28 protein-coding genes and 1 tRNA gene are annotated in these 25,245 nt (G+C 65.2%); 18 read left to right on the forward strand and 11 right to left on the reverse strand.

The window, feature by feature from the left end:
- Nucleotides 1-2: 2 nt before the first annotated feature.
- Genes C7443_RS04285 through hisB form a run of 6 tightly spaced genes read right to left on the reverse strand, consistent with a single transcriptional unit; the run spans nucleotide 3 to nucleotide 3,587 of the window.
- A complete protein-coding gene (locus C7443_RS04285) occupies nucleotides 3-338 on the reverse strand; it encodes a phosphoribosyl-ATP diphosphatase (RefSeq protein ID WP_110017323.1) in 336 nt (111 codons plus the stop codon).
- The gene (gene hisI, locus C7443_RS04290) at nucleotides 335-727 is read right to left on the reverse strand and encodes a phosphoribosyl-AMP cyclohydrolase (RefSeq protein WP_170123489.1); all 393 of its coding nucleotides are present in this window, start codon (nucleotides 725-727) and stop codon (nucleotides 335-337) included. Before hisI ends, C7443_RS04285 begins: the two co-directional genes overlap by 4 nt.
- Nucleotides 727-1,500, reverse strand: a complete 774-nt coding sequence (gene hisF / locus C7443_RS04295) for an imidazole glycerol phosphate synthase subunit HisF (protein WP_110017324.1) — start codon at nucleotides 1,498-1,500, stop codon at nucleotides 727-729. Before hisF ends, hisI begins: the two co-directional genes overlap by 1 nt.
- Nucleotide 1,501: 1 nt before the next feature.
- Nucleotides 1,502-2,236 carry a 1-(5-phosphoribosyl)-5-[(5-phosphoribosylamino)methylideneamino]imidazole-4-carboxamide isomerase gene (hisA, locus tag C7443_RS04300; RefSeq protein WP_110017325.1) on the reverse strand — a complete coding sequence of 245 codons (735 nt, stop codon included), beginning with the start codon at nucleotides 2,234-2,236 and terminating at the stop codon, nucleotides 1,502-1,504.
- 54 nt (nucleotides 2,237-2,290) lie between these two features.
- A complete protein-coding gene (gene hisH, locus C7443_RS04305) occupies nucleotides 2,291-2,944 on the reverse strand; it encodes an imidazole glycerol phosphate synthase subunit HisH (protein WP_110017326.1) in 654 nt (217 codons plus the stop codon).
- Nucleotides 2,945-2,993: 49 nt separating this feature from the next.
- The gene (hisB, locus tag C7443_RS04310; protein WP_110017327.1) at nucleotides 2,994-3,587 is read right to left on the reverse strand and encodes an imidazoleglycerol-phosphate dehydratase HisB; all 594 of its coding nucleotides are present in this window, start codon (nucleotides 3,585-3,587) and stop codon (nucleotides 2,994-2,996) included.
- 171 nt (nucleotides 3,588-3,758) lie between these two features.
- Between hisB and fnr the strand changes: the two genes are divergently transcribed.
- The 8 genes from fnr (at nucleotide 3,759) to C7443_RS04350 (ending at nucleotide 10,434) form a co-directional block, all read left to right on the forward strand.
- Nucleotides 3,759-4,535, forward strand: a complete 777-nt coding sequence (gene fnr / locus C7443_RS04315; protein WP_110017328.1) for a fumarate/nitrate reduction transcriptional regulator Fnr — start codon at nucleotides 3,759-3,761, stop codon at nucleotides 4,533-4,535.
- Nucleotides 4,536-4,778: 243 nt separating this feature from the next.
- Nucleotides 4,779-6,194, forward strand: a complete 1,416-nt coding sequence (gene ccoN, locus C7443_RS04320) for a cytochrome-c oxidase, cbb3-type subunit I (RefSeq protein WP_110017329.1) — start codon at nucleotides 4,779-4,781, stop codon at nucleotides 6,192-6,194.
- Nucleotides 6,195-6,206: 12 nt separating this feature from the next.
- Complete coding sequence (gene ccoO, locus C7443_RS04325) at nucleotides 6,207-6,842, forward strand: cytochrome-c oxidase, cbb3-type subunit II (RefSeq protein WP_211346146.1); 636 nt, start codon at nucleotides 6,207-6,209, stop codon at nucleotides 6,840-6,842.
- 5 nt (nucleotides 6,843-6,847) lie between these two features.
- Nucleotides 6,848-7,021, forward strand: coding sequence for a cbb3-type cytochrome oxidase subunit 3 (locus tag C7443_RS04330; protein ID WP_110017330.1), 174 nt, complete (start codon nucleotides 6,848-6,850; stop codon nucleotides 7,019-7,021).
- A 12-nt stretch (nucleotides 7,022-7,033) separates the two neighbouring features.
- Nucleotides 7,034-7,930 (forward strand): cytochrome-c oxidase, cbb3-type subunit III, encoded by an 897-nt coding sequence (gene ccoP / locus C7443_RS04335; RefSeq protein ID WP_110017331.1) that lies wholly within the window; start codon nucleotides 7,034-7,036, stop codon nucleotides 7,928-7,930.
- A gap of 166 nt (nucleotides 7,931-8,096) precedes the next feature.
- Nucleotides 8,097-8,372 carry a hypothetical protein gene (locus C7443_RS04340; protein ID WP_110017332.1) on the forward strand — a complete coding sequence of 92 codons (276 nt, stop codon included), beginning with the start codon at nucleotides 8,097-8,099 and terminating at the stop codon, nucleotides 8,370-8,372.
- A 143-nt stretch (nucleotides 8,373-8,515) separates the two neighbouring features.
- Nucleotides 8,516-9,913: a cytochrome c oxidase accessory protein CcoG gene (gene ccoG / locus C7443_RS04345; RefSeq protein WP_110017333.1), complete on the forward strand. Its 1,398-nt coding sequence runs from the start codon at nucleotides 8,516-8,518 to the stop codon at nucleotides 9,911-9,913.
- A gap of 11 nt (nucleotides 9,914-9,924) precedes the next feature.
- Nucleotides 9,925-10,434, forward strand: coding sequence for a FixH family protein (locus C7443_RS04350; RefSeq protein ID WP_110017334.1), 510 nt, complete (start codon nucleotides 9,925-9,927; stop codon nucleotides 10,432-10,434).
- A gap of 105 nt (nucleotides 10,435-10,539) precedes the next feature.
- On the opposite strand, the gene C7443_RS04355 is transcribed toward C7443_RS04350, so the two are convergent.
- On the reverse strand, nucleotides 10,540-10,854 hold the full coding sequence (locus C7443_RS04355) for a hypothetical protein (RefSeq protein ID WP_211346147.1): 315 nt from the start codon (nucleotides 10,852-10,854) through the stop codon (nucleotides 10,540-10,542).
- Between the two features lie 305 nt (nucleotides 10,855-11,159).
- Here C7443_RS04355 and C7443_RS04360 point away from each other — a divergent pair.
- From C7443_RS04360 to C7443_RS04375, 4 genes are all read left to right on the forward strand, one after another.
- Nucleotides 11,160-11,235 (forward strand) — tRNA-Lys (locus C7443_RS04360).
- Nucleotides 11,236-11,683: 448 nt separating this feature from the next.
- Complete coding sequence (locus C7443_RS04365) at nucleotides 11,684-12,367, forward strand: response regulator (protein ID WP_110017335.1); 684 nt, start codon at nucleotides 11,684-11,686, stop codon at nucleotides 12,365-12,367.
- Between the two features lie 11 nt (nucleotides 12,368-12,378).
- Complete coding sequence (locus C7443_RS04370) at nucleotides 12,379-13,737, forward strand: sensor histidine kinase (protein WP_110017336.1); 1,359 nt, start codon at nucleotides 12,379-12,381, stop codon at nucleotides 13,735-13,737.
- A 112-nt stretch (nucleotides 13,738-13,849) separates the two neighbouring features.
- Nucleotides 13,850-14,887 (forward strand): cytochrome-c peroxidase, encoded by a 1,038-nt coding sequence (locus C7443_RS04375; RefSeq protein WP_110017337.1) that lies wholly within the window; start codon nucleotides 13,850-13,852, stop codon nucleotides 14,885-14,887.
- Nucleotides 14,888-14,954: 67 nt separating this feature from the next.
- Here C7443_RS04375 and eda read toward each other — a convergent pair whose 3' ends face one another.
- A complete protein-coding gene (gene eda / locus C7443_RS04380) occupies nucleotides 14,955-15,575 on the reverse strand; it encodes a bifunctional 4-hydroxy-2-oxoglutarate aldolase/2-dehydro-3-deoxy-phosphogluconate aldolase (RefSeq protein WP_110017338.1) in 621 nt (206 codons plus the stop codon).
- Between the two features lie 15 nt (nucleotides 15,576-15,590).
- Entirely contained in the window at nucleotides 15,591-17,414 is a 1,824-nt protein-coding gene (edd, locus tag C7443_RS04385; protein WP_110017339.1) for a phosphogluconate dehydratase, read from the reverse strand.
- A gap of 227 nt (nucleotides 17,415-17,641) precedes the next feature.
- Here edd and zwf point away from each other — a divergent pair, with 227 nt between their 5' ends.
- From zwf to pgi, 4 genes are all read left to right on the forward strand, one after another.
- Nucleotides 17,642-19,099 carry a glucose-6-phosphate dehydrogenase gene (zwf, locus tag C7443_RS04390; RefSeq protein WP_110017340.1) on the forward strand — a complete coding sequence of 486 codons (1,458 nt, stop codon included), beginning with the start codon at nucleotides 17,642-17,644 and terminating at the stop codon, nucleotides 19,097-19,099.
- 14 nt (nucleotides 19,100-19,113) lie between these two features.
- Nucleotides 19,114-19,806 carry a 6-phosphogluconolactonase gene (gene pgl, locus C7443_RS04395; protein ID WP_110017341.1) on the forward strand — a complete coding sequence of 231 codons (693 nt, stop codon included), beginning with the start codon at nucleotides 19,114-19,116 and terminating at the stop codon, nucleotides 19,804-19,806.
- Between the two features lie 65 nt (nucleotides 19,807-19,871).
- Entirely contained in the window at nucleotides 19,872-20,705 is an 834-nt protein-coding gene (gene hexR, locus C7443_RS04400) for a transcriptional regulator HexR (RefSeq protein WP_110017342.1), read from the forward strand.
- A complete protein-coding gene (pgi, locus tag C7443_RS04405) occupies nucleotides 20,702-22,330 on the forward strand; it encodes a glucose-6-phosphate isomerase (RefSeq protein ID WP_110017343.1) in 1,629 nt (542 codons plus the stop codon). Before hexR ends, pgi begins: the two co-directional genes overlap by 4 nt.
- Before the next feature lie 60 nt (nucleotides 22,331-22,390).
- Here the strand turns inward: pgi and C7443_RS04410 are convergent, their stop codons facing one another.
- Nucleotides 22,391-23,152, reverse strand: coding sequence for a LysR family transcriptional regulator (locus C7443_RS04410; protein WP_110017344.1), 762 nt, complete (start codon nucleotides 23,150-23,152; stop codon nucleotides 22,391-22,393).
- A 47-nt stretch (nucleotides 23,153-23,199) separates the two neighbouring features.
- Between C7443_RS04410 and C7443_RS04415 the strand changes: the two genes are divergently transcribed.
- A complete protein-coding gene (locus C7443_RS04415; protein WP_246004541.1) occupies nucleotides 23,200-24,210 on the forward strand; it encodes a quinone oxidoreductase family protein in 1,011 nt (336 codons plus the stop codon).
- Between the two features lie 20 nt (nucleotides 24,211-24,230).
- A complete protein-coding gene (locus tag C7443_RS04420; RefSeq protein WP_110017345.1) occupies nucleotides 24,231-24,554 on the forward strand; it encodes a YciI family protein in 324 nt (107 codons plus the stop codon).
- A 4-nt stretch (nucleotides 24,555-24,558) separates the two neighbouring features.
- Here the strand turns inward: C7443_RS04420 and C7443_RS04425 are convergent, their stop codons facing one another.
- The gene (locus C7443_RS04425) at nucleotides 24,559-25,140 is read right to left on the reverse strand and encodes a DJ-1/PfpI family protein (RefSeq protein WP_110017346.1); all 582 of its coding nucleotides are present in this window, start codon (nucleotides 25,138-25,140) and stop codon (nucleotides 24,559-24,561) included.
- Between the last annotated feature and the right edge of the window lie 105 nt (nucleotides 25,141-25,245).

The raw sequence follows: 25,245 nt of genomic DNA on the forward strand, positions 1-25,245 counted from the left end.
ACTCAGTCGTGCGGACGGGCGGCTTTCTCTGCAATCCCCGACAGGCCGAAACGGCGATCCAGCTCAGCCAGTACGGCCTGCGGCCCCAAGCCCTGATGTGCGAGCAGTACAAGCGTGTGAAACCACAGATCCGCGACTTCGTAGACGATGTGTTCGGCATCCCCGTCCTTGGCGGCCATGACCGTCTCGGTCGCTTCCTCGCCAACCTTCTTCAGAATGGCGTCGAGCCCTTTCGCATACAGCTTCGCCACATAAGAAGAACCGGCATCCGCATGTTTACGTTCTTCCAGAACGACAGCCAGACGCGCCAGCACGTCGTCTTCATGCAGCAGGCTCATCGATAGATCTCTTCAGGACTCTTGACGACCGGCTCGACGACAGCCCATTCGCCATCGTCCAGACGGTTGAAAAAACAATTATGCCGCCCGGTATGACAGGCGATGCCCCCCAGCTGTTCCACTTCCAGCAACAACACGTCGCCATCGCAATCGAGGCGGATCTCCAGGACCTTCTGCACATGCCCCGACTGCTCGCCCTTGTGCCACAGCCGCTGACGGGAACGGGAGAAATACACGGCCTCGTTCTTCTCGACTGTCAGCGCCAGGGCTTCTCGGTTCATCCAGGCGAACATCAATACCTTGCCGCTCTCCGCTTCCTGCGCGATCACCGGCACCAGGCCATCATCGGTCCAGCGGATCGCATCCAGCGCCGCAGTGGAAATGGCCATCACAACCGCACCTCGATACCACGGGCCGCCAGATGCTGCTTGGCCTGCTCAATCGAATACTCGCCAAAATGGAAAATACTCGCGGCGAGCACGGCATCGGCTCCGGCAATCTGTACGCCGTCGGCGAGATGATCGAGATTCCCGACACCACCGGAAGCGATGACCGGTACCGGCACAGCGTCGACGACGGCGCGTGTGAGCTCAAGATCGAAACCGAGCTTCGTCCCATCGCGATCCATGCTGGTCAGCAACAGCTCACCGGCACCGTACTCCGCCATCTTCGCAGCCCACTCGATCGCGTCGATGCCGGTCTGCCGGCGACCGCCATGCGTGAACACTTCCCAACGCAAAGGCTCGCCCGACTGACTGACACGCTTGGCATCAATGGCAACGACGATGCACTGATTGCCAAAATAATCCGCCGCTTCGCGCACCAGCTCCGGATTCGCCACGGCGGCGGTGTTGATCGACACTTTGTCCGCACCGGCATTGAGCATGCGCCGGACATCGGCCACCGCGCGGATGCCGCCGCCGACCGTCAGCGGAATGAACACCTGCCCGGCCACCTGCTCGACGACATGGACCATGGTCTCGCGCTCGTCGGAGCTCGCCGTGATGTCGAGGAAGGTGATTTCATCCGCACCTTCGGCATCGTAGCGTCGCGCAATCTCGACGGGATCGCCGGCATCACGGATTTCGACGAAATTAACGCCTTTGACAACTCGGCCCCGATCAACGTCGAGGCAGGGGATGATGCGTTTGGCCAGACCCATTTCAACTCCGCGAATCGACGTACGCCTGCGCCTCGGCGAGGTCCAGCGTACCTTCATAGAGCGCTCTGCCGAGAATCGAACCGGCAACGCCCTCGGACTCGACGGCGCACAGCGCACGTATGTCATTCATGTCCGTCACGCCGCCGGAAGCGATCACCGGAATCGACACCGCCTGCGCCAGCCTGACGGTCGCCTCGACGTTGACCCCCTGCATCATGCCGTCGCGGCCGATGTCGGTATAAATGATCGCTTCAACGCCATCGCGCTCGAAGCGCTGTGCCAGATCGACGACATTGTGTTTGGACAATTTCGACCAGCCGTCGATCGCCACTTTGCCGTCCTTCGCATCGAGACCAACCATGATGTGCCCCGGGAACGTCATGCAGACATCAGCGATGAAGTGGGGTTCCTGCACCGCCTTGGTACCGATGATCACGTACTGCACACCGGCATCGAGGTAGGTCTCGATGGTTTCCTCGGAACGGATGCCACCGCCGACCTGAATCGGTAAATCCGGAAGCGCATCGGCAATGTGGCGAATCACCTCAGCGTTCTGTGGCTTGCCGGCGAAAGCGCCGTTCAAATCCACCAGGTGCAGTCGCCGGGCGCCAGCCTCGAACCAGCGCCGCGCCATGGCAACCGGATCATCGGAAAACACCGTGGAATCTTCCATCCGCCCCTGGCGCAGGCGGACACACTTGCCGTCTTTCAGATCGATCGCCGGAATCAGCAACATGGCGGCAGTCCTCGTTCCCCTTGTCTGTCTCGTCGGAAATGGCGGTTACGGCAATCAGCGGTCGCGGGACGGATCCCAGGCGGCAAAATTGGCTAACAGCCGCAGGCCCGCTGCAGCACTTTTTTCAGGATGAAATTGCGCTGCAAAGACGTTGCCACTCGCCAAAGCCGAAGCGAATTCGAAGCCGTATTCGGTCGTTCCGGCGACGATGCCGCGATCCTGCGGCAATAGATAGTAACTGTGCACGAAATAGAACCGCGCGCCCTGCTCGATACCCGCCCATAACGGATGGGGAGCAGTCTGCTGCACGCGACTCCAGCCCATGTGCGGAATCTTCAGCCGCTCGCCGTTCGCAGGATTGCTCAAACCGTCGGGAAAACGTCGGACATCACCGGCAAAGACCCCCAGACCGGCCACGCCGCCATTTTCATCGCTGTGCGTCATCAAGGCCTGCGGCCCCAGACACATGCCAAGCAGCGGTTTGTCATGTGCGGCCTGACGCAGGGGCTCGACCAGATCGAGGCGAGCCAGCTCGCTCATGCAATGCCCGATGGCACCCTGCCCCGGGAAAACCACACGATCGGCGGCGCGCACGACGGCTGCATCCTGAGTAAGCACAATACGGGCGCTCGGCGCCACGCGCTCAAGCGCCTTGGCCACCGAATGCAGATTGCCCATTCCGTAGTCGACGACGGCAATGACGGACATGAGGGAATTTCCAGCCGGCTGAAAGTGATCTTGAAAAAGCGATGGCGGCTCAGAGCGAACCTTTCGTCGAGGGCATCACGCCCTGCATCCGCGGATCGGGCTCGGCCGCCATGCGCATCGCTCGGCCAAAGGCCTTGAAAATCGTTTCGGCGACATGATGCGCATTGCGGCCACGCAAATTATCGATGTGCAGCGTCACGCCGGCGTGATTCACAAATCCCTGAAAGAATTCGCGCAGCAGGTCGACATCGAAGTCGCCGATACGTGCGCGGGGATACTCGACAAAATACTCAAGTCCCGGACGTCCCGAAAAATCGATCACGACGCGCGACAAAGCTTCATCAAGCGGTACATAAGCATGCCCGTAGCGCCGGATACCCTTTTTGTCACCAAGCGCCGCCCGTACGGCCTGCCCAAAGGTGATGCCGACATCTTCGACGGTGTGATGGGCATCGATGTGCAGATCGCCTTTGCAGCTGATGTCGAGATCGATCAGGCCATGGCGCGCCACCTGGTCGAGCATATGTTCGAAGAACGGCACGCCGGTATCGAGGCGCGCTTCTCCACCGCCATCGAGATTGAGAGAAACGCGGACCTGCGTCTCAAGCGTGTCGCGCCGGATCTCGGCGGTGCGTGCGGCCATGAGCTATAGATTCCCGGCAAGGCAGTCGTTTATCAGGGGAGTAAGAATACCCTGCTGCCGGCAGACTGGAAACGACTACACCGATTCAGCAATGCATCGGGGGTGCTTCGTTGCGTCAGATCAATGATTCTGGTGCAATGATTCGGCAATCAGCCCGCCCCGGTGCCCGCGATGAACGACTGCTCGACGAAGCCACTCGACCTCGCGATGCTGCGTCTGGCATGCCAGAACTGCAGTCTCCACGAATTATGTCTGCCGGTCGGTATCCATCAAGAGGATGTCGCCCGTCTCGACGAAATTATCCGTCGCAAGCGCCCGCTTGCGCGCGGAGATCATGTCTATCGCCTGGGCGATGAGTTCCGCGCCGTGTACGCGATCCGTGCCGGCTCGGTGAAGACCTACGCGATGACTGAAACCGGTGGCGAACAGATCATCGGCTTCTACCTGCCGGGGGAAATCATCGGGCTCGATGCCATCCATTCGGGTATGCATCCGTCCAGCGCGAAATCCCTCGAAACCACCAGCATCTGCGAGATTCCGTTCAGTCAGCTCGAAGAGCTGGCCTCGGCCATCCCGACGCTCGCGCGCCAGCTCGTGCGCATCATGAGCCGGGAGATTCATTCGGACGACGAACTGTTGACGCTGCTGGGCAAAAAATCGGCGGAGGAACGCCTCGCCTCCCTGCTGATGAGTCTGTCCTCGCGCCTGCAGCAGCGGGGTTTTTCAGCGCGGGAATTCCATCTGTCGATGTCGCGCAACGATATCGGCAACTACCTCGGGCTCGCCGTCGAGACCGTCAGCCGCCTGTTCACCCGCTTCCAGCAGATCGGCCTCGTCACCGTCAACAACAAGCACATCCGCATCGACAACCTCGATGCCCTGCGTGAAATGGCGGGCATCGTCGGCGGCGGCGCCTGCGGCGAAAAGATCCGCACGGGCAGCACTTAAGCGCCTGCCCCAGGACAGGCCGCACGCCGTTTGCGGCCCTCCACACAGAAGTGTGTGAAATCACACACCTCAAACGGGTCCCATTGACCCTCGTCATTTTTATGTCTATGCCCCCTTCGCATAGTGCCGGAGCTTGATTTTGGTGCATTGCGACGGTCTCCCCTGTGTCGCAATGCGTCCGGCAATCGCGGGGGACGAGGCCAGCCCGCTCGTCCTGGAAGTTTCGTGACCTGAGGGAGCCTTATGGACGCCCAAACGACTTACAACTACAAGGTCGTGCGCCAGTTCACCATCATGACCGTCATCTGGGGCATCGTCGGCATGGCCGTTGGTGTCCTGATTGCGGCACAGCTGGTCTGGCCTGCACTGAACTTCGATATTCCGTACCTCACGTTCAGTCGTCTGCGCCCGCTGCACACCAATGCGGTGATCTTCGCCTTCGGCGGTTCCGCACTGATCGGCACGTCGTTCTATGTCGTGCAACGCACCTGTCAGACCCGGCTGCTGTCGGACGGTCTGGCCGCGTTCGTATTCTGGGGCTGGCAGCTGGTCATTCTGCTGGCGGCGATCACGCTGCCGCTCGGCATCACGACCAGTAAGGAATACGCCGAACTTGAGTGGCCGATCGATCTGCTGATCACGGTCGTGTGGGTCGCTTATGCCATCGTGTTTTTCGGCACGATCGCCAAGCGCAAGACCCCGCACATCTACGTCGCCAACTGGTTCTATGGCGCTTTCATTCTGACCATCGCGCTGTTGCACGTGGTCAACAGCGCTGAACTGCCGGTCAGCCTGACCAAGTCGTACTCGGTGTATCCGGGCGCGATCGACGCCATGGTGCAGTGGTGGTACGGCCACAATGCCGTGGGCTTTTTCCTGACGGCCGGCTTCCTCGGCATGATGTATTACTTCGTGCCCAAGCAGGCGGGGCGCCCTGTCTACTCCTACCGCCTCTCAGTCGTGCACTTCTGGGCCCTGATCTCGCTGTACATGTGGGCCGGCCCGCACCACCTGCATTACACCGCGCTGCCGAACTGGACGCAGTCGATCGGCATGGTGTTCTCGCTGATGCTGCTCGCACCGAGCTGGGGCGGCATGATCAACGGCATCATGACGCTGTCGGGCGCCTGGCATAAGTTGCGCACCGATCCGATCCTGCGCTTCCTGATCGTTTCGCTGTCCTTCTACGGCATGTCGACCTTCGAAGGTCCGATGATGTCGATCAAGACCGTCAACGCCCTGTCGCACTACACCGACTGGACCATCGGCCATGTGCACTCCGGCGCCCTCGGCTGGGTGGCCCTGGTCACCATCGGCACGACCTACGCCCTGCTGCCGCAGCTGTTCAATCGCCGCATCTACAGCACGAAGCTGATCGAAGTGCACTTCTGGACGGCAACGATCGGCATCGTGCTCTACATCGCCTCGATGTGGATCGCCGGTGTCATGCAGGGCCTGATGTGGCGCGCGGTCAATGAGGACGGCACGCTGACCTACAGCTTCGTCGAGTCCCTGGTCCGCATGTATCCGTACTACACGGTCCGCTTCCTCGGCGGACTGCTGTTCCTGATCGGCATGCTCGTCATGGGCTGGAACGTCCTGAAGACCCTGCAGGGCGAAGAACTGCCCGCCAACACGCCCGCCCCCCAGGCTGCCTGAGGAATATCGATCATGGCACATGACACCCAAGCTGCGCCGATCGGTCACGAGAAGGTCGAGCGCAACGTCGGCCTGATGGCCGTCCTGATCGTCATCGTCGTCGCCTTCGGCGGCCTCGCGGAAATCGTCCCGCTGTTCTTCATCAAGGACACCACCGAGCCGGTGGCCGGCCTCAAACCGCTGACCGCGCTGCAGCTCGAAGGCCGCGACATCTACATCCGCGAAGGCTGCTATCTCTGCCATTCGCAGATGGTCCGCCCGTTCCGCGCAGAAACGGAACGCTACGGCCACTACTCCGTCGCCGGAGAGTTCGTCTACGACCACCCGTTCCAGTGGGGTTCGAAGCGCACCGGCCCCGACCTGGCACGCGTCGGTGGACGCTACTCCGATGACTGGCACCGCGTGCACCTCAACAACCCGCGCGACGTGGTCCCCGAGTCGAACATGCCGGGCTTCCCCTGGCTGTTCGAGAACAAGCTCGACGGTGAGCTGACCGGGAAGAAAATGGCAACGCTGCGCACGCTCGGCGTGCCCTACACCGACGCCGACATCCAAGGCGCCAAAGCAGCCGTTCAGGGCAAGCCCGAGATCGAGGCGCTGGTCGCGTACCTGCAGAACCTCGGCACTGTGATCAGCAACAAGAGGTAAGTGCTGTGGACTTCCTGACGATCATTCGCAGCGCCTTCACCGTGATGATGTTTCTGATCTTCATCGGGATCGTCGTCTGGGCCTGGAGCGGCCGCAGCCGCAGGCGCTTCGACGAAGCCGCCAATCTGCCCTTCGCGGACGAGGATGTGGCGCGCAGATCGGCGGAAGACCAGCGCTGAGGAGACGCCAATATGAGTCTTAGTGTCAGCCTTTTCATCATCCTCATCGTGGTCGGCAACACGCTGGCCATGTGGTGGCTGATCCGCTGGACGGCCAAACCCAAGCCGGGCGAAGCCACACAGGGCGAAGTCACCGGCCACGTCTGGGATGGCGACCTCGCCGAGTACAACAATCCGATGCCACGCTGGTGGCTGTGGATGTTCTACCTGACGATCGTCTTCACCGGCGTGTACATGGCCCTCTACCCGGGCCTGGGCAGCTTCAGCGGCGTACTCGGCTGGACCGAAGAAGGGCAGTGGGCCGATGAAATGAAACAGGCCGAAGCTCAGTACGGCCCGATCTTCAAGAAGTACGCGAGCATGGACATTCCAGCCGTTGCTCAGGACCCGAAAGCGGTGAAGATGGGGCAGAGACTGTTTGCAACCTACTGCGCCAGCTGCCATGGCTCCGATGCACACGGCGCCGTCGGCTTCCCGAATCTCGCTGACAAGGACTGGCTGTGGGGCGGAGAGCCCGCGCAGATCGAGCAGACCATCACGGCCGGCCGCATGGGCGTCATGCCGGCGTGGGGACCGATCCTCGGTGCGGAAAAAGTCGATCAGGTCGCCAATTACGTGGTCACGCTCTCCGGCCGCAAGGCTGACGATGCAGCCAAAGCCGAAGCGGGCGCCGCGGTGTTTGCACAGAACTGCGCGGCCTGCCATGGCGCCGAAGGCAAGGGCAATCCCATGCTCGGTGCGCCCAACCTGACCGACAACGTCTGGCTCTACGGCGGCTCACTGAAGACGATCGTCAAAACCGTCACCGATGGCCGCCAGGGCCGGATGCCGGCGCATGGCGAGTTCCTCGGCGGCGACAAGGTCCACCTGCTCGCGGCCTACGTCTACAGCCTGTCGAACACCAAGTAAAAACGGCCCCGCCTCTGCTGCTCATCTACGCTCCGATTGCGTGGATGAGCAGCCTCTCCGGCAGAAGCACCGCTGTTCACATGAGCAGCGGTTTTCATCATTCGGCACTCAATCACGACCAAGCAACCAACTTCATGCGTCGCCGGGCTGTTTGTGGGGGGACAAGATGATCAGCAAGGTCCAACACGTTGCATCCGTTCTCTGGCCGTCGTTCGTGCTCGCCGGCATCGGCACAGTCGTGCTGTCGACAATCTTCGATCCACTGGCGGTATCACACTGCCTTGGCGTCGAAGGCATTTCCCGCACGGGCAGCTATTCGCTCGGCTTTTTCAGCTTATGGTCGATGAATATCGCCTCATCCGTTTTAACGCTTTATTTTCGCCAGCCCGTGCATACGCCGGCGGAATGTCCGGTACGTGATTTCGATCCGGACCGTGGATAACACCTCACCGCATCACGGGACATTATTTTCGCTTTGCGCATGCCTCTGACTTTTCGCAATGCCGCCATGTCGCCGCTGACGCAAGCTGTTCAGGTAAAAATCCACTCCGATCCACGGCTTGGCATACATTCGAGGATGGATAGATGTCGGTAGTATCCCCCGACGGCAAACAGTCAAAAGACAGCTTTTATGTCAAACGGGCAAAGATTTACGCCCGGGCAACCAGCGGTCGCTTTGCCCGCCTGCGGGTACTCGCCGTGCTCGCCCTGCTGGGGCTGTATTACATCCTGCCGTGGATTCCATGGGATAACCGCCAGGCAATTCTTTTCGACTTGCCCGCACGCAAATTTTACGTATTCGGCTGGGTTTTCTGGCCGCAGGATTTTTTCTTTCTCGCCCTGCTGCTGATCATCGCCGCGCTGTCACTGTTTTTTTTCACGGCGCTCGCCGGGCGGCTCTGGTGCGGTTATGCCTGCCCGCAGACGGTGTGGACCGAAACCTTCATGTGGATCGAAAACTGGGTCGAAGGTGAGCGCAATGCGCGCATCAAACTCGACCGCGGCCCGTGGACGGGCACGAAGATCCGCAAGAAGGTCACCAAACACGCGCTGTGGTTCATCTTCGCCCTGTGGACCGGCTTCACATTCGTTGGCTTCTTCACCCCGATCACCGACCTGGCCGCGCGCCTGTATCCATTCGATCTGGGCCCGTGGGAGACGTTCTGGATCTTCTTTTATGCCTTCGCCACCTGGGGCAACGCGGGTTTCATGCGTGAACAGGTCTGCCTCTACATGTGTCCGTATGCACGCTTCCAGAGCGCCATGTTCGACAAGGACACATTGATCATTTCGTATGACACCGAAAGGGGCGAACCGCGTGGTGCCCGCAAACGTGGCACTGACCTCAAGACAAGCGGTCTTGGCGACTGTGTCGATTGCACCTTATGCGTACAGGTCTGCCCCACCGGAATCGATATCCGTAACGGCCTGCAATACCAGTGCATCGGCTGTGCGGCATGCATCGATGTCTGTGACGAAGTCATGGACAAGATGAACTACCCGCAAGGACTGATCCGCTACACGACGGAACATGCCCTGCTGCACAAACAGCCGCATGTCGTACGCCCCCGCATGATGGTCTACGGCGCGCTGCTGCTGGCACTGACCATCGGTCTGTTGTATGCGATCAGCATCCGCATACCGTTACAACTGGACGTCATCCGTGACCGTAATGCTCTGTACCGCATGACGGACGAGGGCCTGGTCGAAAACGTATACACGCTCAAGCTGATCAACATGGATGAGTCACCGCACCGTTATGCCCTGGCAGTTTCCGGCATCCCCGGCCTGAAGCTCTCCGAGCAGGTCGGTGAGATCAGCGTCGACAGCGGTGAAGTGCGCGTCATCCCGGTGCGACTCAGTGCAGATCCGCAGGATCTGCGTACCGCCTCAAGCGAAATTCATTTCGACATACAGGCAAGCGATGCACCCACCCTCAAGACCACCACGACCGGGCGCTTCCTCGGCCCGGCCAGTCGCTGAGAACCAAGCCGATGAAAGCTGCTGCGCCCACCTCCACACCGTGGTACTGCCAAGGCTGGCCCTGGTTGTTGATCGCCCTGCCCGCCACGGCTGTCATAGCCGGTTTCGTCACGCTGTGGCTGGCCATACGCAGCCCTGAAGCCGTGGTGGTGGACGACTATTACAAGGCCGGTCTGGCAATCAATGTGGACCAGAGCCGCAGCCAGCGCGCTCATGCCTTAGGGTTGGAGGGCCGGCTGTCGATCGACACGGAAGCCAATCGTCTCGACCTGCATCTGTCTTCGACAACGCATGCGCCGCTGCCGGAGACAGTCACGCTGCGCCTGCTGCATGCGACCCGTGCTCACATCGACGTGACCATGAACATCCGTCGCACTGCGGAAGACGAGTACACCGCCAGCCTTTCACCCCTGTCTGCCGGCCACTGGTACGTACAGGTACTCGGCACTGACTGGCGCCTGGACGGCGAGATCCGGGAACCGCTGCACAGCCCGGCCATCAGCCTCGCCCCCTCGGAATAAAAAAGGCTCACCCCAGCTCTTACCACGACATATCCCCAGAGCGAACGACGCGGCCGTCGGAACTCACCGACGGCCGCGTCGTGCATATTCACTCCGCGGGAAAACTCAGTGGTGTCTGGCCACCTGTGGCAACCGCTTCTTCGCAGAACCGGTGCGCAAGTCATAGGTTGGATGGCTGGAGCTGAAACGCGCGAGCACACCTGCCAGCGCTGCAGCATGCTCGGTTCTGCCGTGGCTCTCGGCGAGTTCGAGATCCTCCATGATGTAGCGCTTGATCAACCACTGTCCGGTGTGTGTCTGCATCAGGCACTGGCCCAGTTCCGCCGCCACCACCTCCGGCACACGTTCGTGCTCTGCAAGTGCGTGAATCGCTTCCTCAGACAGTTCACACAAATCCAGACATTCCTGTTCGGTCAACATCTCACACCTCCTCACCTTCACCTTTCCGCGTGCTCGCCACATGCTGGTGCGCATCGCACCAATACGGCGCCCGCTAGCAGTAAAGACTTTTGCACCTTCCCTGCTGCTACTACTGATGCCTCATCCAAAGATAGATCTAATAGACTGATTTAGAATGGCTATTTTCGTGACATGCGAAATGTTTTATTGCACCGAACAAAAAACATGTCGCGACATGAAAACGCTTGATCATTGCAGCAAGCAATGTGCCTTCATCTACAGGTTTACAGAGCCATCCAAAGATGATTGAATAGCGCGCCTCAGACGGGCCGTTAGCTCAATTGGTAGAGCAGTTGACTCTTAATCAATTGGTTGTAGGTTCGAGTCCTACACGGCCCACCATCTTTCAGCCTGCTCGTGTTCAGCAGCATCAGCTGCACGAGCTGCGCCATCCTTAAAATCAATCAGCAAAGTCTCCATTTCGTTCCGCGCCAGCGGAGCCGATTTGCTTTGACTTGCCCCAAATGATTTCCACGCCAGCGCCCGCCCATGATTTTCCTGATAGCGGGCGCAGCAAGGCTCCGCTTTTCTTCAGCGTTCCCAGCCGCCTCTCCACGCACCGACAAAGCCGTCGCCGCTCAGCATTGCCCGCGGCATGCCAGTATCAGCGCCACATGGCATGAAATTCAGCCAGATTTCAGCTCGCTGACGACACGATCCGGCGCGATCCTTTTCCTTCAGCCGCCCGGCAGATACCGACGTTGACCTGAGCATGCGCTGCATTGAGCATCCGCAGCTCAATCGCTGCGGTACGGTGGCGACAGGGATGCTGACAGGGTGCAATGGAACGATGACATCAGCGCGAGTTCTGCTTGTCGAAGACGATGAACGTCTGGCGGAATTGATTGGCGAGGCGCTGGTACGCGCTGGCTATGCCGTTGAAAGCACGGGGCGCCTGCAGGACGCCAGACGCATGCTGCGACGCCAGGCGCCGGAGCTGTTGCTGCTCGACCTCGGCCTGCCCGACGGCGACGGACTGGAAACGCTGGCCCAGCTGCGGGCACAGGGTGAATCACTCCCGGTGATGGTCATGACTGCACGCGACGGCCTCGACGACCGGGTCAGAGGGCTCGATGCCGGTGCCGATGATTACCTGGTCAAACCTTTCGCCGTCGACGAACTGCTGGCGCGCTGCCGCGCGCTGCTGCGACGGCCACAGGCGCTCGGCAGCGCACGCCTGTCCTGCTCCGGCGTCAGCGTCGATTCACGCACCCGCGATGCCGCGATCAACGGCCAGCCGCTGGCACTGACCCGGCGGGAAACCGATCTGCTGGCGGCCCTGCTGCGCCACCCCGGCACGACGCAGGCGCGCATGGTGCTTGAAGATGCCGTCTATTCCTGCGATGACGAAGTCGGCCCCAATGCCCTGGAGGCGCTGGTTTCCCGTCTGCGCCGCAAGCTCGATGGCGGCGGCGCCCGCGTCGCCATCGTCACGGTGCGCGGCCTTGGCTATCAGCTGCGGGCACTGCACTAGGCACAGAGTTAATGAGCCCGACCACCCCGCAGCAGACCTCGCTGGTACATCGACTGACACGGCGCCTGCTCGGCCTGGCGCTGCTGGCGATCGGCGTACAGTTCGTCATCGTCGCGGCCGATTACGCCCGCTCACCGGAAGAGCTGGTGATCTCGATCGCGCTGTCGCGCGCGCGCCAGCTCGCCCGCGAACTCGACACCAGCCACGGCCCGCTGCATCTCGACCGCAGCCTGCTGCACATCCCCGCCTTCGGCCGGGCAGCCCGCCGCTACGGTTATCGCATTCAGACACTCGACGGCCATCTGGTCTCCGCCTCCCATGCGGAACTGCTGCCCCCACCGGAACCACCGCTGGCCGCCGGCGAAATTGAATACCGCCGCATCGACACCCCTGCCGGCGCCATCGGCGTTGCCCGCCTGCGCAGCGGCGAGGCGATGATCGAAGTCGCAATCACCGCCAAGCCGAGCCTGCTGTATCTGGACGTGCTGCCACACCAGCTGCTCGATCACCTGATCGTGCCGATGCTGCCCCTGGCGCTACTGCTGATCATCGGCAATCGCCTGACCGTGCGCGACTGCCTGACGCCCCTGGTACGGGCCGCGCGCACGGCGAACGAACTGCAGCTCGATCAGGCCGGCTGGCGCCTGCCGCAGGACGGACTGCCCGCCGAAGTCTCCGCGCTGGTCGGGGCACTGAACACCACGCTGGCCCGCGTCGAACAGCAGTGGCAGCAGCAGCGCGACTTCACCGCCGATGTCGCCCACGCCCTGCGCACACCGCTGGCAGCCCTGCGCCTCGAACTCGAACGCCTCGGCCATGCACCGGACAGCCGCATCGCCCGCGACCTCGCCCGCATGCAGCGCCTCGCCGAGCAGCTGCTGGCGCTGGCGCACCTGCGGGCACTCGACCCCGGCGCCCTGGGCACGGTGGACCTCGCTGAACTGGCGGCCGATGCCGTTGCCCGCCGCAGCGCACTGGCCGATGCCCGCGGCTGCGCACTCGAACTGGAACTGGCCGATGCGCGACCGGTGCGCGGCCACGCCGAAGCGATCGCCATCGCACTCGACAACCTGATCGACAACGCCCTGCAGGTCACCCCCGACGGTGGCGCCATCACCGTGCGCGCCGGGCCGGGCGAAGAACTGGCGGTCATCGATAGCGGCCCCGGGGTGGCACCGGCCGTCCGCCAGCGCCTGTTCGAACGCCACGCCCAGGGCGAACGCGGCCGCGGTGCCGCCGGCCTCGGGCTGGCGATCGTGCGCGAAACCATGCTGCGCCTCGGCGGCGACGTCGCGCTCGAAAACGCCACACCGGGCGGCGCCTGCGTTCGACTGCGCTTCCGACGGCCATCGGCGACACCCGTCGCGTAGATCGAAGCCTGCGCATCGTCAGGGCCGCGTCAGGCTGAGAACGGATACTCGTGACCTTGGTGCCGAGCCTGCGGCCGGCGCCCGGGTTTCGCATGAATCAAGGAGATGCACGATGTCACGCCAGGATACACGCCTCGTCGCCCTCGCCCTCGGCATCGCCCTCAGCGGTGCAGCCTTCGCCGCTGACTGGCAGGCGCTGCCGGACACCGCGCCGGCGCCGGCCGACAACCCAACGACGCCAGCCAAGGTCGAACTCGGCCAGATGCTTTATCACGACGCCCGCCTGTCGCAGAACGGCACGCTGTCCTGCGCGTCCTGCCACTCGGTGATGGGTGGCGGCGTCGACAACCGCCCGACCTCGATCGGCGTCGGCAACCAGCACGGCGGCCGCAACGCGCCAACGGTCTGGAATGCCGCGTTCCACGCCACGCAGTTCTGGGACGGCCGCGCGCCCTCGCTCGAAGAGCAGGCCAAGGGCCCGATCGCCAACCCGATCGAAATGGGCATGCCGGATGTGCAGGCTGCCGTCGACCGCGTGCGCGCGATCCCCGGCTACAAGCCCTACTTCGACAAGGCCTTCGGCACCGGCGACACCGTCACCGTCGACAACCTGGCCAAGGCGATCGCCGCCTACGAGCGTACGCTGATCACGCCGAACAGCCCCTACGACCGCTTCGTCAAGGGCGACAAGGCCGCGCTCAGCGCCCAGCAGCAGCGCGGCATGGAACAGTTCGCCGCGATCGGCTGCACCGCCTGCCACTCCGGTGCCGCCTTCAACGGCCCGCAGCCGGCGCCGGGCAAGTCGGTATTCCAGAAATTCCCGCTGTTCGCCGACGGCAACCCCTACATCGCCAAGTACAAGCTGACCGATGACCAGGGCCGCTACGACGTCACCAAGAACGATGCCGACCGCCACATGTGGCGTGTGCCGACGCTGCGCAACATTGCCTGGACCGCACCGTACTTCCACAACGGCGAGGTCAAGACCCTCAGCGAAGCCGTGCGCGTGATGGCCAAGTCGCAGCTCAACCGCGAGCTCGACGACGCCACCGTCGGCGACATCGTCGCCTTCCTCGACGCGCTGAGCGGACCGTTCCCGAAGCAGGAAATGCCGCAGCTGCCGCCGGCACCGACGGCGATGCTTGAGTAATTTTCCCGCCACGGCGCGACAGATGCAGCACGGCCGGCACCATGCCGGCCGTCTGTTTTTTTAAGCCTCAGCGTGCGGCGGCGGCCTCACTGGCCAAGCGACGGACTGCATCCCAGTCGGCCGCCGCCACCAGCGCACGCGGCGCCAGCCACGAGCCGCCGACGCAGGCGACATTAGGCTGCGCCAGGAAGTCACGGAAATTCTCCGGGCTGATGCCGCCGGTCGGGCAGAACAACAGCTCGGGAAACGGCCCGGCAATCGCCTTGAGCATGCCGATGCCGCCGGCCTGCTGTGCCGGGAACAGCTTCAGCGCATCGAAACCGGCTTCCATCGCCGCCATCGCCTCGGACGCGGTCATCACCCCCGGCAGCAGCGGCAGTTCACTGTCACGCGCCGCGGCGGCCAGTGCCGGCGTCAGCCCCGGACTGACCGCGAAGCGCGCTCCGGCGCGCAGCGAGGCAGCGAGATCCGCGGCGTTGCGCACCGTGCCGACACCGACGATCGCCTCCGGCAGCTCGGCGGCGATGCGCTCGATCGCCGCCAGTGCCGCCGGCGTGCGCAGCGTGACCTCCAGCACCGGCAGGCCGCCATCGACCAGCGCCCGCGCCAGCGCGACGGCGTCGGCGGCATCGTCGATGACGAGGACCGGGATCACCGGGGCGGTTCTCATGATGCTACGGGTATCCATGCGCGGCGCTCCTGTTCAAGCGGTGAAGGGGAAGTTGGCGGCGCCGTCCTCGGCGCCGGCAGCCAGCGCGCGGAAGCCGGCGAACAGCTCGCGGCCGAAGCCGTGCTGATGCGCCGACAGTTCAGCCACCGCCGGCGCGCGCGCGGCCAGCGTCCCGGCATCGACCTGCAGCGTCAGCTCGCCGGTGACGGCATCCAGGCGCAGCAGATCACCGTCCTGCACACGGCCGATCATGCCGCCGGCGAGGGCCTCCGGCGTGACGTGGATCGCCGCCGGCACCTTGCCCGAGGCGCCGGACATGCGCCCGTCGGTGACCAGCGCCACCTTGAAGCCGCGGCCCTGCAGCACTGACAGCGCCGGCGTCAGCTTGTGCAGCTCCGGCATGCCGTTGGCGCGCGGCCCCTGGAAGCGCACCACGACGACGACGTCGCGCTCCAGCTCGCCGGCCTTGAACGCGGCGAGCACATCGTCCTGATCGGCGAACACCAGCACCGGGGCCTCGACCACGTAATGCTCCGGCGCCACCGCCGAGACCTTGATGACGGCGCGACCGAGGTTGCCGTCGAGCACACGCAAGCCGCCATCGGCGCTGAACGGCTGCGCCGCCGGGCGCAGCACCGCGTCATCGCCGCTCGCCGCCGGCGCCTCGCGCCAGCACAGCCGCGTACCGTCGAGCCACGGCTCCCGCGCGTAGTGCGCCAGGCCGGGGCCGGCGACGGTGTTGACGTCTTCGTGCAGCAGGCCGGCGCCGAGCAGCTCGCGGATCAGAAAGCCCATGCCGCCGGCCGCCTGGAAGTGGTTCACATCGGCCTTGCCGTTCGGATAGACGCGGGCAAGCAGCGGAATGACGCTCGACAGGGTGTCGAAATCGTCCCAGTTGACGTGGATGCCGGCGGCCCGGGCGATGGCGACCAGATGCAGCGTGTGATTGGTCGAGCCGCCGGTGGCGAGCAGACCGATGATGCCGTTGACGATCGCGCGCTCGTCGATGATGCGGCCGATCGGCAGGTACTCATCGCCCAGTGCAGTGAGGCCGACGACATGGCGCGCCGCCGCCGCGGTCAGCGCCTCGCGCAGCGCCGTGCCGGGGTTGACGAAGGCGCTGCCCGGCAGGTGCAGGCCCATGATTTCCATCAGCATCTGGTTGCTGTTGGCGGTGCCGTAGAAGGTGCAGGTACCGGGGCCGTGATAGGACTGCACCTCGGATTCCAGCAGCTCCTCGCGCGTCGCCAGCCCCTGCGTATAGAGGTTGCGCACGCGCGCCTTCTCGTCGTTCGGCAGGCCGCTGGTCATCGGCCCGGCTGGCACGAAGACCACCGGCAGATGACCGTAGTGCAGCGCACCGATCAGCAGCCCCGGCACGATCTTGTCGCAGACGCCGAGACACAGCGCGGCGTCGAACATGTCATGCGACAGCGCGATCGCCGTCGCCATGGCGATGACCTCGCGCGAAAACAGGCTCAGCTCCATGCCCGGCGCGCCCTGGGTGACACCATCGCACATCGCCGGCACGCCACCGGCGAACTGCGCCACCGCGCCGACCTCACGCGCTGCGGCTTTGATGATGGCCGGATACGTCTCCAGCGGCTGATGCGCAGAGAGCATGTCGTTGTAGGCGGAGACGATGGCGATATTCGGCACGGCATTCGCACGCAGTGCAGCCTTGTCGTCGGCCGGACAGGCAGCGAAACCATGAGCGAGATTGGTGCAGGCCAGATGCCCGCGTTTCGGGCCGCGTTCGGCGGCGGCATCGATCCGGGCCAGGTAGGCACTGCGGCTGGATGCGCTGCGTTCGCGGATGCGCTCGGTGACAGCGAGGATCTGGGCATGAACAGTCATGGCGGCTCCCGGCAATGAAGGCCTGAGATTGTAGTTAAACTACAAAACAGTGCAAATCCCCCTGTGCCCTGATGCCGGGCACCCCTGCATGGAGGGTATCAATACCGCCACCAATTGCTGATAACAAGGGGTTTTTACAGGCAAACCGCGGAGTGGCAACAACTACAGACTATATTGTAGTTTTGCTACATTCATGCCTACGCCACACAGCCTCGGGACACGCAAACGTGCAGACCACACAGCCCTTCGACATGGTGATCTTCGGCGGCACCGGCGATCTTGCGATGCGCAAGCTGCTGCCCGCCCTCTACCACCGCCACCGCGACGGTCAGCTCGCCGAGGACGGTCGCATCATCTGCCTCGCCCGCGACGAGCTCTCGCGGGAAGAATTCCTGGAGCGGGTGCGCGTGCGTTTGCACGAATACGTGCAGGCGCACTACGTCTCCAGCGAACAGTGGGAACAGTACGCCCGCCGCCTCGATTACCTGCGCCTGGACGCCATGCAGATCGAGGACTTCGCCCGCCTCGCCGGCTTCCTCGGCGACGACCCCGAGCGCGTGCGCGTGTTCTATCTGTCCACCGGGCCGAATCTGTTCAGCGCCATCTGCAAGGGCCTCGGCACCGGCGGCCTGGTCACGCCGGGCGCCCGTGTGGTGCTCGAAAAACCCCTCGGCACCGATCTGGAATCGGCGCGGCGCATCAATGCCGAGGTCGGAGCGGTGTTCGAGGAGCACCAGATCTATCGCATCGATCACTACCTCGGCAAAGAGACGGTGCAGAACCTGATGGCGCTGCGCTTCGGCAACTCGATCGTCGAACCGCTGTGGCGGCGCACCTGGGTCAGCCATGTGCAGATCACCGTCGCCGAAACCCTCGGCGTCGGCAGCCGCGGCGGCTTCTACGACAAGGCCGGGGCGATGCGTGACATGGTGCAGAACCACCTGCTGCAGCTGCTGTGCATCGTCGCCATGGAGCCGCCGGCGAGCACCGATCCCGACGCCATCCGCGACGAAAAACTCAAGATCCTGCGCTCACTGCGGCCGCTGTGCGGTGCCGAGGTCGCCCGCCACTCGGTGCGCGGCCAGTACCGTGCCGGCGCCGTCGGCGGCGAGCCGGTCAAAGGCTATCTGCAGGAGGATGGCATCGATCCCGACAGCCTGACCGAGACCTTCGTCGCGCTGCGTGCCGAGATCACCAACTGGCGCTGGGCCGGCACGCCGTTCTACCTGCGCACCGGCAAGCGCCTGCAGGAAAGCATCGCCGAGATCGTGCTCTACTTCCGCGACCTGCCGATGACGCTGTTCCCCTCGGCCTCGCACGAACCCAACCGCCTGGTGATCCGCCTGCAGCCCGACGAGGGCCTGCGCCTGGCACTGCTCGCCAAGCAGCCGGGCGACGAGATGCGCCTGCGCCCGGTGCAGCTCAATCTGGCGTTCGCCGAGACCTTCAAGGCACGGCGCATCGAGGCTTACGAACGGCTGCTCACCGATGTCATCCACGGCCGCCTGACGCTGTTCATGCGCCGTGACGAACTCGAAGCCGCCTGGATCTGGGTCGAGCCGATTCTCAAGGCTTGGGAGGCCAGCGGCGAGCTGCCCAAGTCCTACACTGCCGGCACCTGGGGGCCGGCGGCCTCCACCGCGCTGATCAGCCGCGACGGCTTCGCGTGGCATGAGGAAATCTGAGAGGGAATCTGCTGATGAGTGTCGAGCTTCACGCCTGCCCCGACCGCGCCGCCCTCGATGCGGCGCTGGCCGCCGAACTCGCGGCGCGCCTCGCCGCCGGCATCATGGCGCGCGGCAGCGCCAGCCTGGTGCTGTCCGGCGGACGCACGCCACTCGGCCTGTTCGCCGCGCTCGCCGCGCAGCCGCTCGACTGGTCACGCGTCTGGATCACGCTGGCCGACGAGCGCTGGGTGGCGGAATCACACGCCGACAGCAACGCCGCACTGCTGCGCACTCACCTGCTGCAGGGCGCTGCCGCCGCGGCCCACTTCGTCGCACTGTACGGCGGCGAGGCCACACCGGCACTGGGCCTTGCCGCCGCCAGCACGCGACTGAGCGCGCTGCCGCGCCCCTTCGATGCCGTCGTGCTCGGCATGGGCGATGACGGCCACACCGCCTCGCTGTTTCCCGATGCCGCCGAGCTGGCGGCGGCCCTCGCCAGCACCGCCCCGCTCGCCGCGGTGACGCCAACGCTGGCCCCGCACCCGCGCATCACGCTGACACCGGCGGCGCTGCTCGACAGCCGCCAGCTGTATCTGCACATCGCCGGTGCCGGTAAGCGCACACTCTTCGAGCGCGCCAGCCAGCCCGGCGCCGTTACAGAGTTGCCGGTTCGCCTCGCCCTGCAGCAGGATGGCGTCCCCTGCGCCGTATGGTGGGCACCATGAGTGCGGATGAATCCGCACCGGCGGCCCGCTACGCTACTGGCGCGCCCGTGGAGGACTCCTGCGCGATGCTGAGCCGGATCGAGACTCTCAAAGACCAGATGCGCCGCTCCGAGCGCAAGGTCGCCGACTGCGTGCTGGCCCGCCCGCACGAAGTCATCAACGACTCGATCGCCACCCTCGCCAGCAAAGCCGACGTCAGTGAGCCGACGGTGATGCGCTTCTGCCGCGCCATCGGCTGCAGCGGCTTCCAGGAATTCAAGCTCAAGCTGGCGCAGAGCCTGGTCAGCGGCGTGCCCTACGTGCACAGCGGCGTCGCGCCCGACGACGGTCCGCAGGAACTGATTACCAAGATCTTCGAAAGCGCCGCCGCCTCGCTGCTGCGCACGCGCTCGCAGCTCGATCCGCAACGCGTCGGCCAGGCCGTCGACCTGCTCAGCCACGTGCGCCGGCTGGAGATCTGGGGTCACGGCGCCTCGGGCATCGTCGCCCTCGACGCCCAGCACAAATTCTTCCGCCTCGGCCCGCCGGTGGTCGCCTACACCGATGCCCACATCCACGCGATGTCCGCGGCGCTGCTCGAACCCGGCGACGCGATCATCGCCGTCTCCCACTCCGGGCGCAGCAAGGAACTGGTCGCCAGCACCCGCCTGGCGCGTGAGTCCGGCGCCGCGGTGATCGCGATAACGGCCGCCGATTCGCCGCTGGCGCAGACCGCCACGGTGACGCTGTCACCGGCCGTCGAAGAAGACACCGGCTCTTATATCCCGATGAGTTCCCGCATCGTTGACCTGGCCATCATCGATGTGCTGGCCGTGGGCGTGGCGCTTCGCCGCGGCCCGGAACTCGCGCAACGCCTCGAAAAAACCAAGCGCATCCTGACGGAGAAACATTTGCTATGAACCCCACCCGGCACGCTGCATGGACTGCCCTCGCCGCTCACCGTGACGCCCTCGCCGACACCACGCTGCGCCAGCTTTTCGCTACCGACCCGGATCGCTTCACCCGCTGCTCGCTGGAAGCCGCCGGCCTGTTCCTCGACTACTCCAAGCAGCGCGTCACCATGGAGACGATGGCACTGCTGGTCAAACTGGCCCGCGAGGCCGGCGTCGAGGCCCACCGCGATGCGATGTTCCGTGGAGACCGCATCAACAACACCGAAAACCGCGCGGTCCTGCACACGGCCCTGCGCGCCGCCGCGCCGGTACAGGTCGACGGCCGCGACGTGCTCGGCGACGTCTTCGAAGTGCTGGCGCAGATGCGCGACTTCACCGGCCGCGTACGCGACGGCCTCTGGCGCGGCGCCAGCGATCAGCGTATCCGCGACGTCGTCAACATCGGCATCGGCGGCTCCGACCTCGGCCCGCTGATGGCCTGTGCCGCGCTCGAACCCTACGGCCACCCGGAGCTGCGCGCGCACTTCGTCTCCAACGTCGACGGCACGCATCTGGCGACCACGCTGTCGCGCCTCGACCCGGCGACCACGCTGTTCATCATCGCCTCGAAGACCTTCACTACACAGGAAACCCTGGCCAACGCCCACAGCGCCCGCGCCTGGCTGGTCGAGGCCCTCGGCGAGGCCGCCGTCGCCCGCCACTTCGTCGCCGTCTCGACCAACGCCGCCGAAGTGTCGAAGTTCGGCATCGACACCGCCAACATGTTCGGCTTCTGGGACTGGGTCGGCGGCCGCTACTCGCTGTGGTCGGCGATCGGCCTGTCGATCGCGCTCTACATCGGCATGGATCACTTCGAGGAGCTGCTGGCTGGCGCCCATGCTCTCGATGACCACTTCCGCCACGCGCCGCTCGACGCCAACCTGCCGGTGCTGCTGGCCCTGCTCGGCATCTGGAACGCCAACTTCCTCGGCGCCCACAGCCACGCGGTGATCCCCTACGACCAGTCGCTGCACCGCTTCCCGGCCTACCTGCAGCAGCTCGACATGGAGTCCAACGGCAAGAGCGTGATGCGCAACGGCGAGCCGGTCGGCTGCGCCACCGGGCCGATCATCTGGGGCGAGCCGGGCACCAACGGCCAGCACGCCTTCTTCCAGCTGATCCACCAGGGCACGCGGCTGATTCCGGTCGACTTCATCGCGCCGATCCACAGCCAGCACCCGCTCGGCCGCCACCACACACTGCTGCTCGCCAACTGCCTGGCGCAGAGCGAGGCGCTGATGCTCGGCAAGACCGAGGCCGAAGTCCGCACCGAACTGACGGCACAGGGCCTCAGGGGGGCGGCGCTGGAAGCGCTGGTGCCGCACAAGGTGTTCACCGGCAACCGGCCGAGCAACACCATCCTCTGCGAGCGCCTGACCCCGACCACACTCGGCGCGCTGATCGCGCTCTACGAGCACAAGGTCTTCGTGCAGGGCGTGATCTGGGGCCTCAACAGCTTCGACCAGTGGGGCGTGGAGCTTGGCAAGCAGCTCGCCAAAAAGCTCGAAGGCGAACTCGAAGGCGCCCCGCTGCAACCGCACGACGCCTCCACCAGCGGCCTGATCGCCCGCATCCGCGCCGCCCGCGGCTGAGCACGGCCTTACGGCGGGCAGCCAGTACCCGGTGCCCGCCGCGTTTTTCGACTCCGCGGCTCAGCCCAAAGCCTCCCCCGCCTCACCAAACAGCTCGATCAGCACGTCGGCCACGGCACGCACGCGTGGTGAGCGGCGCAGTTCGGCGTGCATGACCAGCCAGATCGGGCGGCGCGGGGCGGCGGGCAGGTTGGGGACGGCGTGCAGGCGGGGATCGTCGCGGGCGACGAAATGCGGCAGGGCGGCGAGGCCGAGCCCGGCGGCGGCGGCGTGGTGCAGCGTCGTCAGGTCGTTGCTGCGCAGGGCGAAGCGCCGCCCCTGGGCGATCGCCTCCAGCCACTGCTGCTGCGGGGCGTGGCGCAGGCTTTCGTCGTAACCGAGAAAGCAGCAGGCGGCCGGCTCGCAGCCCAGCCAGTCCGCCGTGCCGTAGAGGCCGAAGCCGAAGTCGCCGAGCTGGCGCAGGCGGCCGAGGCGCGGCACCAGGAAGTGACTGGCCAGCGTCGGCGGCGCCGACAGGCGCACGCTGCCGTTGAGCGTGGCGACGCCGAAGGCGGCGCGGGCGAACGCCAGCGCCTCATCCTCCAGCCGCTGCGCCTGCACGGCCAGCTGCTCGCCCTCGGCGGTGAGCTGCCAGCGCCGCGGCAGGCGATCGAACAGGCGCACGCCGAGCGTTTTTTCCAGCGCCTCGATGCGGCGGGCGACGGTGCTGTGCTCGACGGCCAGTTCGCGCGCGGTGCGCGTCAGGCTGCCGTGGCGCGCCAGTGCGGCGAAGTAGCGGACGTCTTCCCAGTGCAGCGGGCGTTCTGTGCTTTTTTGCACCATCAGAGCGAAGCTTTTGCGAATTTTCGTGCGCAGGATAACGCGCCAGCATGCTGACGTCCGCAACCGAGGAAGTCACCATGCACACCGATGCCGTCCGTCTCCATCACCCCGGCAGCGCCGAGGCGCTGCGCTTCGAGCGCGTCGAACTGCCGCCGCCGGCGGCCGGCGAGCTGCGTATCCGCCACACGGCCGCCGGCGTCAATTTCGTCGATATCTATCAGCGCAACGGCGACTACCCCCTGCCGGCGCTGCCGGTGACGCTCGGCGTCGAGGCGGCCGGCGTGGTCGAGGCGCTCGGCCCCGGCGTCAGCGGCTTTACGCCGGGTCAGCGTGTGGTCTGGGCCGGACCGCCGGTCGGCGGCTACGCCGGGGCGCGCAATCTGGCCGCCGCACGGGTCCTGCCGCTGCCCGACGGCGTCGACGACGCCGCTGCCGCCGGCGCGCTGCTGCGCGGTCTTACCGCGCACCTGCTGTTCGACGAGATCCGCCCGCTGCGCGCCGGCGACACGCTGCTGGTACACGCCGCGGCCGGCGGCCTCGGCCTGCTGCTGGTGCAATGGGCAAAGGCGCTCGGTGCGCGCGTCATCGGCACCGTCGGCAGCGCGGACAAGGCCGAGCTCGCCCGCGCCCACGGCCTCGACCACGCGATCCTCTATCAGCAGCAGGATTTCGTCACCGCGCTGCGTGAGCTGACCGACGGGCACGGCGTCGATTACGCGATCGACGGCATCGGCGGCGAAACGCTGCGGCGCACGCTCGACGTGGTGCGCCCGAACGGTCTGCTGGCCAGCATCGGCCAGGCCGGCGGCGCGCTGCCGGCGCTCGACATCGCCGAACTCAGCGCACCGCGCGCCCTCACCTTCGCCCGCCCCAGCGTGTTCCGCTACCTGAGCGACACCGGGCGCTATCGCGCGGCGGCCCAGGCGGTGCTCGAACGCCTGCGCAACGGCAGCCTGCGGGTCACGATCGGCGCAGAATATCCACTGGCCGAAGCCGCCGCCGCGCACCGCGCCCTGCAAGCCGGGCGCAGCCACGGCGCGATCCTGTTGCGGCCGTGAACACTCGGGAGGGCAGATCCATGCTGTTCCTGATCGTCCTGCGCTACATCCGCCCGCTGGCGGAAGTCGAAGAACAGCTGCCGGCGCACCGCGCCTACCTGCAGCGCCATTACGCGAGCGGCCACTTCCTGCTCTCGGGCCGGCAGGAGCCGCGCACCGGCGGCGTGATCCTGCTGCGCGCCGCCGATCGCGCCAGCGCCGAGCGCATCGTCGTCGCCGATCCGTTCATCGGCAGCGGCGTCGCCGAGGCCGAGCTGATCGAATGGGCGCCGTCGCTGCGCGCCGACGAGGTGCCGGCACACTGGGTGCCGGACGCCGGGCTCGGTGATCCGCGACCGGGCTGACGGCTCAGTCGTGGCTGATGCGGGTGCCGAGCAGGGCGAGGAACTGCGCCAGCCACGCCGGATGCGCCGGCCACGCCGGTGCCGTCACCAGATGGGCGTCGGTGACGGCGGCGTCGATGGCGATCTCGGCGTACTCGCCGCCGGCGAGCCTGACCTCGGCGGCGCAGGCCGGATAGGCCGACACCCGCTTGCCGCCGAGGATGCCCGCCGCCGCCAGCAGCTGGGCGCCGTGGCAGACCGCGGCGATCGGCTTGCGCGCGGCGTCGAACTCGCGCACCAGCGCCAGCACCTGCGGGTACATGCGCAGGTATTCCGGCGCCCGGCCGCCGGGGATCAGCAGCGCGTCGTAGTCGGCGGCCTTGACGTCGCTGAAGCTCGCATTCAGCGCGAAGCCGTGACCGGGCTTTTCGGTGTAGGTCTGGTCGCCTTCAAAGTCGTGGATCGCCGTCTTGATGCGCTCGCCGGCGGCTTTGTCGGGGCAAACCGCATGCACGGTGTGCCCGACGGTCAGTAATGTCTGAAACGGCACCATCGTTTCGTAGTCCTCGGCGAAGTCGCCGACGATCATCAGGATCTTCTTGCTCATCACGGGCTCCTGGCGGGTCTTCTGAGGTGGGCGGTGGCTGCGCACGCACAAGCAAGCGCTGCGTTCATCACAGTAGCGGCTCAGCGGCAGCACGCCAATCCTTCG

This window comes from Plasticicumulans acidivorans (assembly GCF_003182095.1).
Taxonomy (GTDB): Bacteria; Pseudomonadota; Gammaproteobacteria; order Competibacterales; family Competibacteraceae; genus Plasticicumulans; species Plasticicumulans acidivorans.

Excerpts from the sequence above, each read along its gene's own strand:
- C7443_RS04285 (WP_110017323.1), bottom strand. The coding sequence starts at position 338 with ATGAGCCTGCTGCATGAAGACGACGTGCTGGCGCGTCTGGCTGTCGTT.
- hisI (WP_170123489.1), bottom strand. The coding sequence starts at position 727 with ATGGCCATTTCCACTGCGGCGCTGGATGCGATCCGCTGGACCGATGAT.
- hisF (WP_110017324.1), bottom strand. The coding sequence starts at position 1,500 with ATGGGTCTGGCCAAACGCATCATCCCCTGCCTCGACGTTGATCGGGGC.
- hisA (WP_110017325.1), bottom strand. The coding sequence starts at position 2,236 with ATGTTGCTGATTCCGGCGATCGATCTGAAAGACGGCAAGTGTGTCCGC.
- hisH (WP_110017326.1), bottom strand. The coding sequence starts at position 2,944 with ATGTCCGTCATTGCCGTCGTCGACTACGGAATGGGCAATCTGCATTCG.
- hisB (WP_110017327.1), bottom strand. The coding sequence starts at position 3,587 with ATGGCCGCACGCACCGCCGAGATCCGGCGCGACACGCTTGAGACGCAG.
- fnr (WP_110017328.1), top strand. The coding sequence starts at position 3,759 with ATGAACGACTGCTCGACGAAGCCACTCGACCTCGCGATGCTGCGTCTG.
- ccoN (WP_110017329.1), top strand. The coding sequence starts at position 4,779 with ATGGACGCCCAAACGACTTACAACTACAAGGTCGTGCGCCAGTTCACC.
- ccoO (WP_211346146.1), top strand. The coding sequence starts at position 6,207 with ATGGCACATGACACCCAAGCTGCGCCGATCGGTCACGAGAAGGTCGAG.
- ccoP (WP_110017331.1), top strand. The coding sequence starts at position 7,034 with ATGAGTCTTAGTGTCAGCCTTTTCATCATCCTCATCGTGGTCGGCAAC.
- C7443_RS04340 (WP_110017332.1), top strand. The coding sequence starts at position 8,097 with ATGATCAGCAAGGTCCAACACGTTGCATCCGTTCTCTGGCCGTCGTTC.
- ccoG (WP_110017333.1), top strand. The coding sequence starts at position 8,516 with ATGTCGGTAGTATCCCCCGACGGCAAACAGTCAAAAGACAGCTTTTAT.
- C7443_RS04350 (WP_110017334.1), top strand. The coding sequence starts at position 9,925 with ATGAAAGCTGCTGCGCCCACCTCCACACCGTGGTACTGCCAAGGCTGG.
- C7443_RS04355 (WP_211346147.1), bottom strand. The coding sequence starts at position 10,854 with ATGTTGACCGAACAGGAATGTCTGGATTTGTGTGAACTGTCTGAGGAA.
- C7443_RS04365 (WP_110017335.1), top strand. The coding sequence starts at position 11,684 with ATGACATCAGCGCGAGTTCTGCTTGTCGAAGACGATGAACGTCTGGCG.
- C7443_RS04370 (WP_110017336.1), top strand. The coding sequence starts at position 12,379 with ATGAGCCCGACCACCCCGCAGCAGACCTCGCTGGTACATCGACTGACA.
- C7443_RS04375 (WP_110017337.1), top strand. The coding sequence starts at position 13,850 with ATGTCACGCCAGGATACACGCCTCGTCGCCCTCGCCCTCGGCATCGCC.
- eda (WP_110017338.1), bottom strand. The coding sequence starts at position 15,575 with ATGGATACCCGTAGCATCATGAGAACCGCCCCGGTGATCCCGGTCCTC.
- edd (WP_110017339.1), bottom strand. The coding sequence starts at position 17,414 with ATGACTGTTCATGCCCAGATCCTCGCTGTCACCGAGCGCATCCGCGAA.
- pgl (WP_110017341.1), top strand. The coding sequence starts at position 19,114 with ATGAGTGTCGAGCTTCACGCCTGCCCCGACCGCGCCGCCCTCGATGCG.
- hexR (WP_110017342.1), top strand. The coding sequence starts at position 19,872 with ATGCTGAGCCGGATCGAGACTCTCAAAGACCAGATGCGCCGCTCCGAG.
- pgi (WP_110017343.1), top strand. The coding sequence starts at position 20,702 with ATGAACCCCACCCGGCACGCTGCATGGACTGCCCTCGCCGCTCACCGT.
- C7443_RS04410 (WP_110017344.1), bottom strand. The coding sequence starts at position 23,152 with ATGGTGCAAAAAAGCACAGAACGCCCGCTGCACTGGGAAGACGTCCGC.
- C7443_RS04415 (WP_246004541.1), top strand. The coding sequence starts at position 23,200 with ATGCTGACGTCCGCAACCGAGGAAGTCACCATGCACACCGATGCCGTC.
- C7443_RS04420 (WP_110017345.1), top strand. The coding sequence starts at position 24,231 with ATGCTGTTCCTGATCGTCCTGCGCTACATCCGCCCGCTGGCGGAAGTC.
- C7443_RS04425 (WP_110017346.1), bottom strand. The coding sequence starts at position 25,140 with ATGAGCAAGAAGATCCTGATGATCGTCGGCGACTTCGCCGAGGACTAC.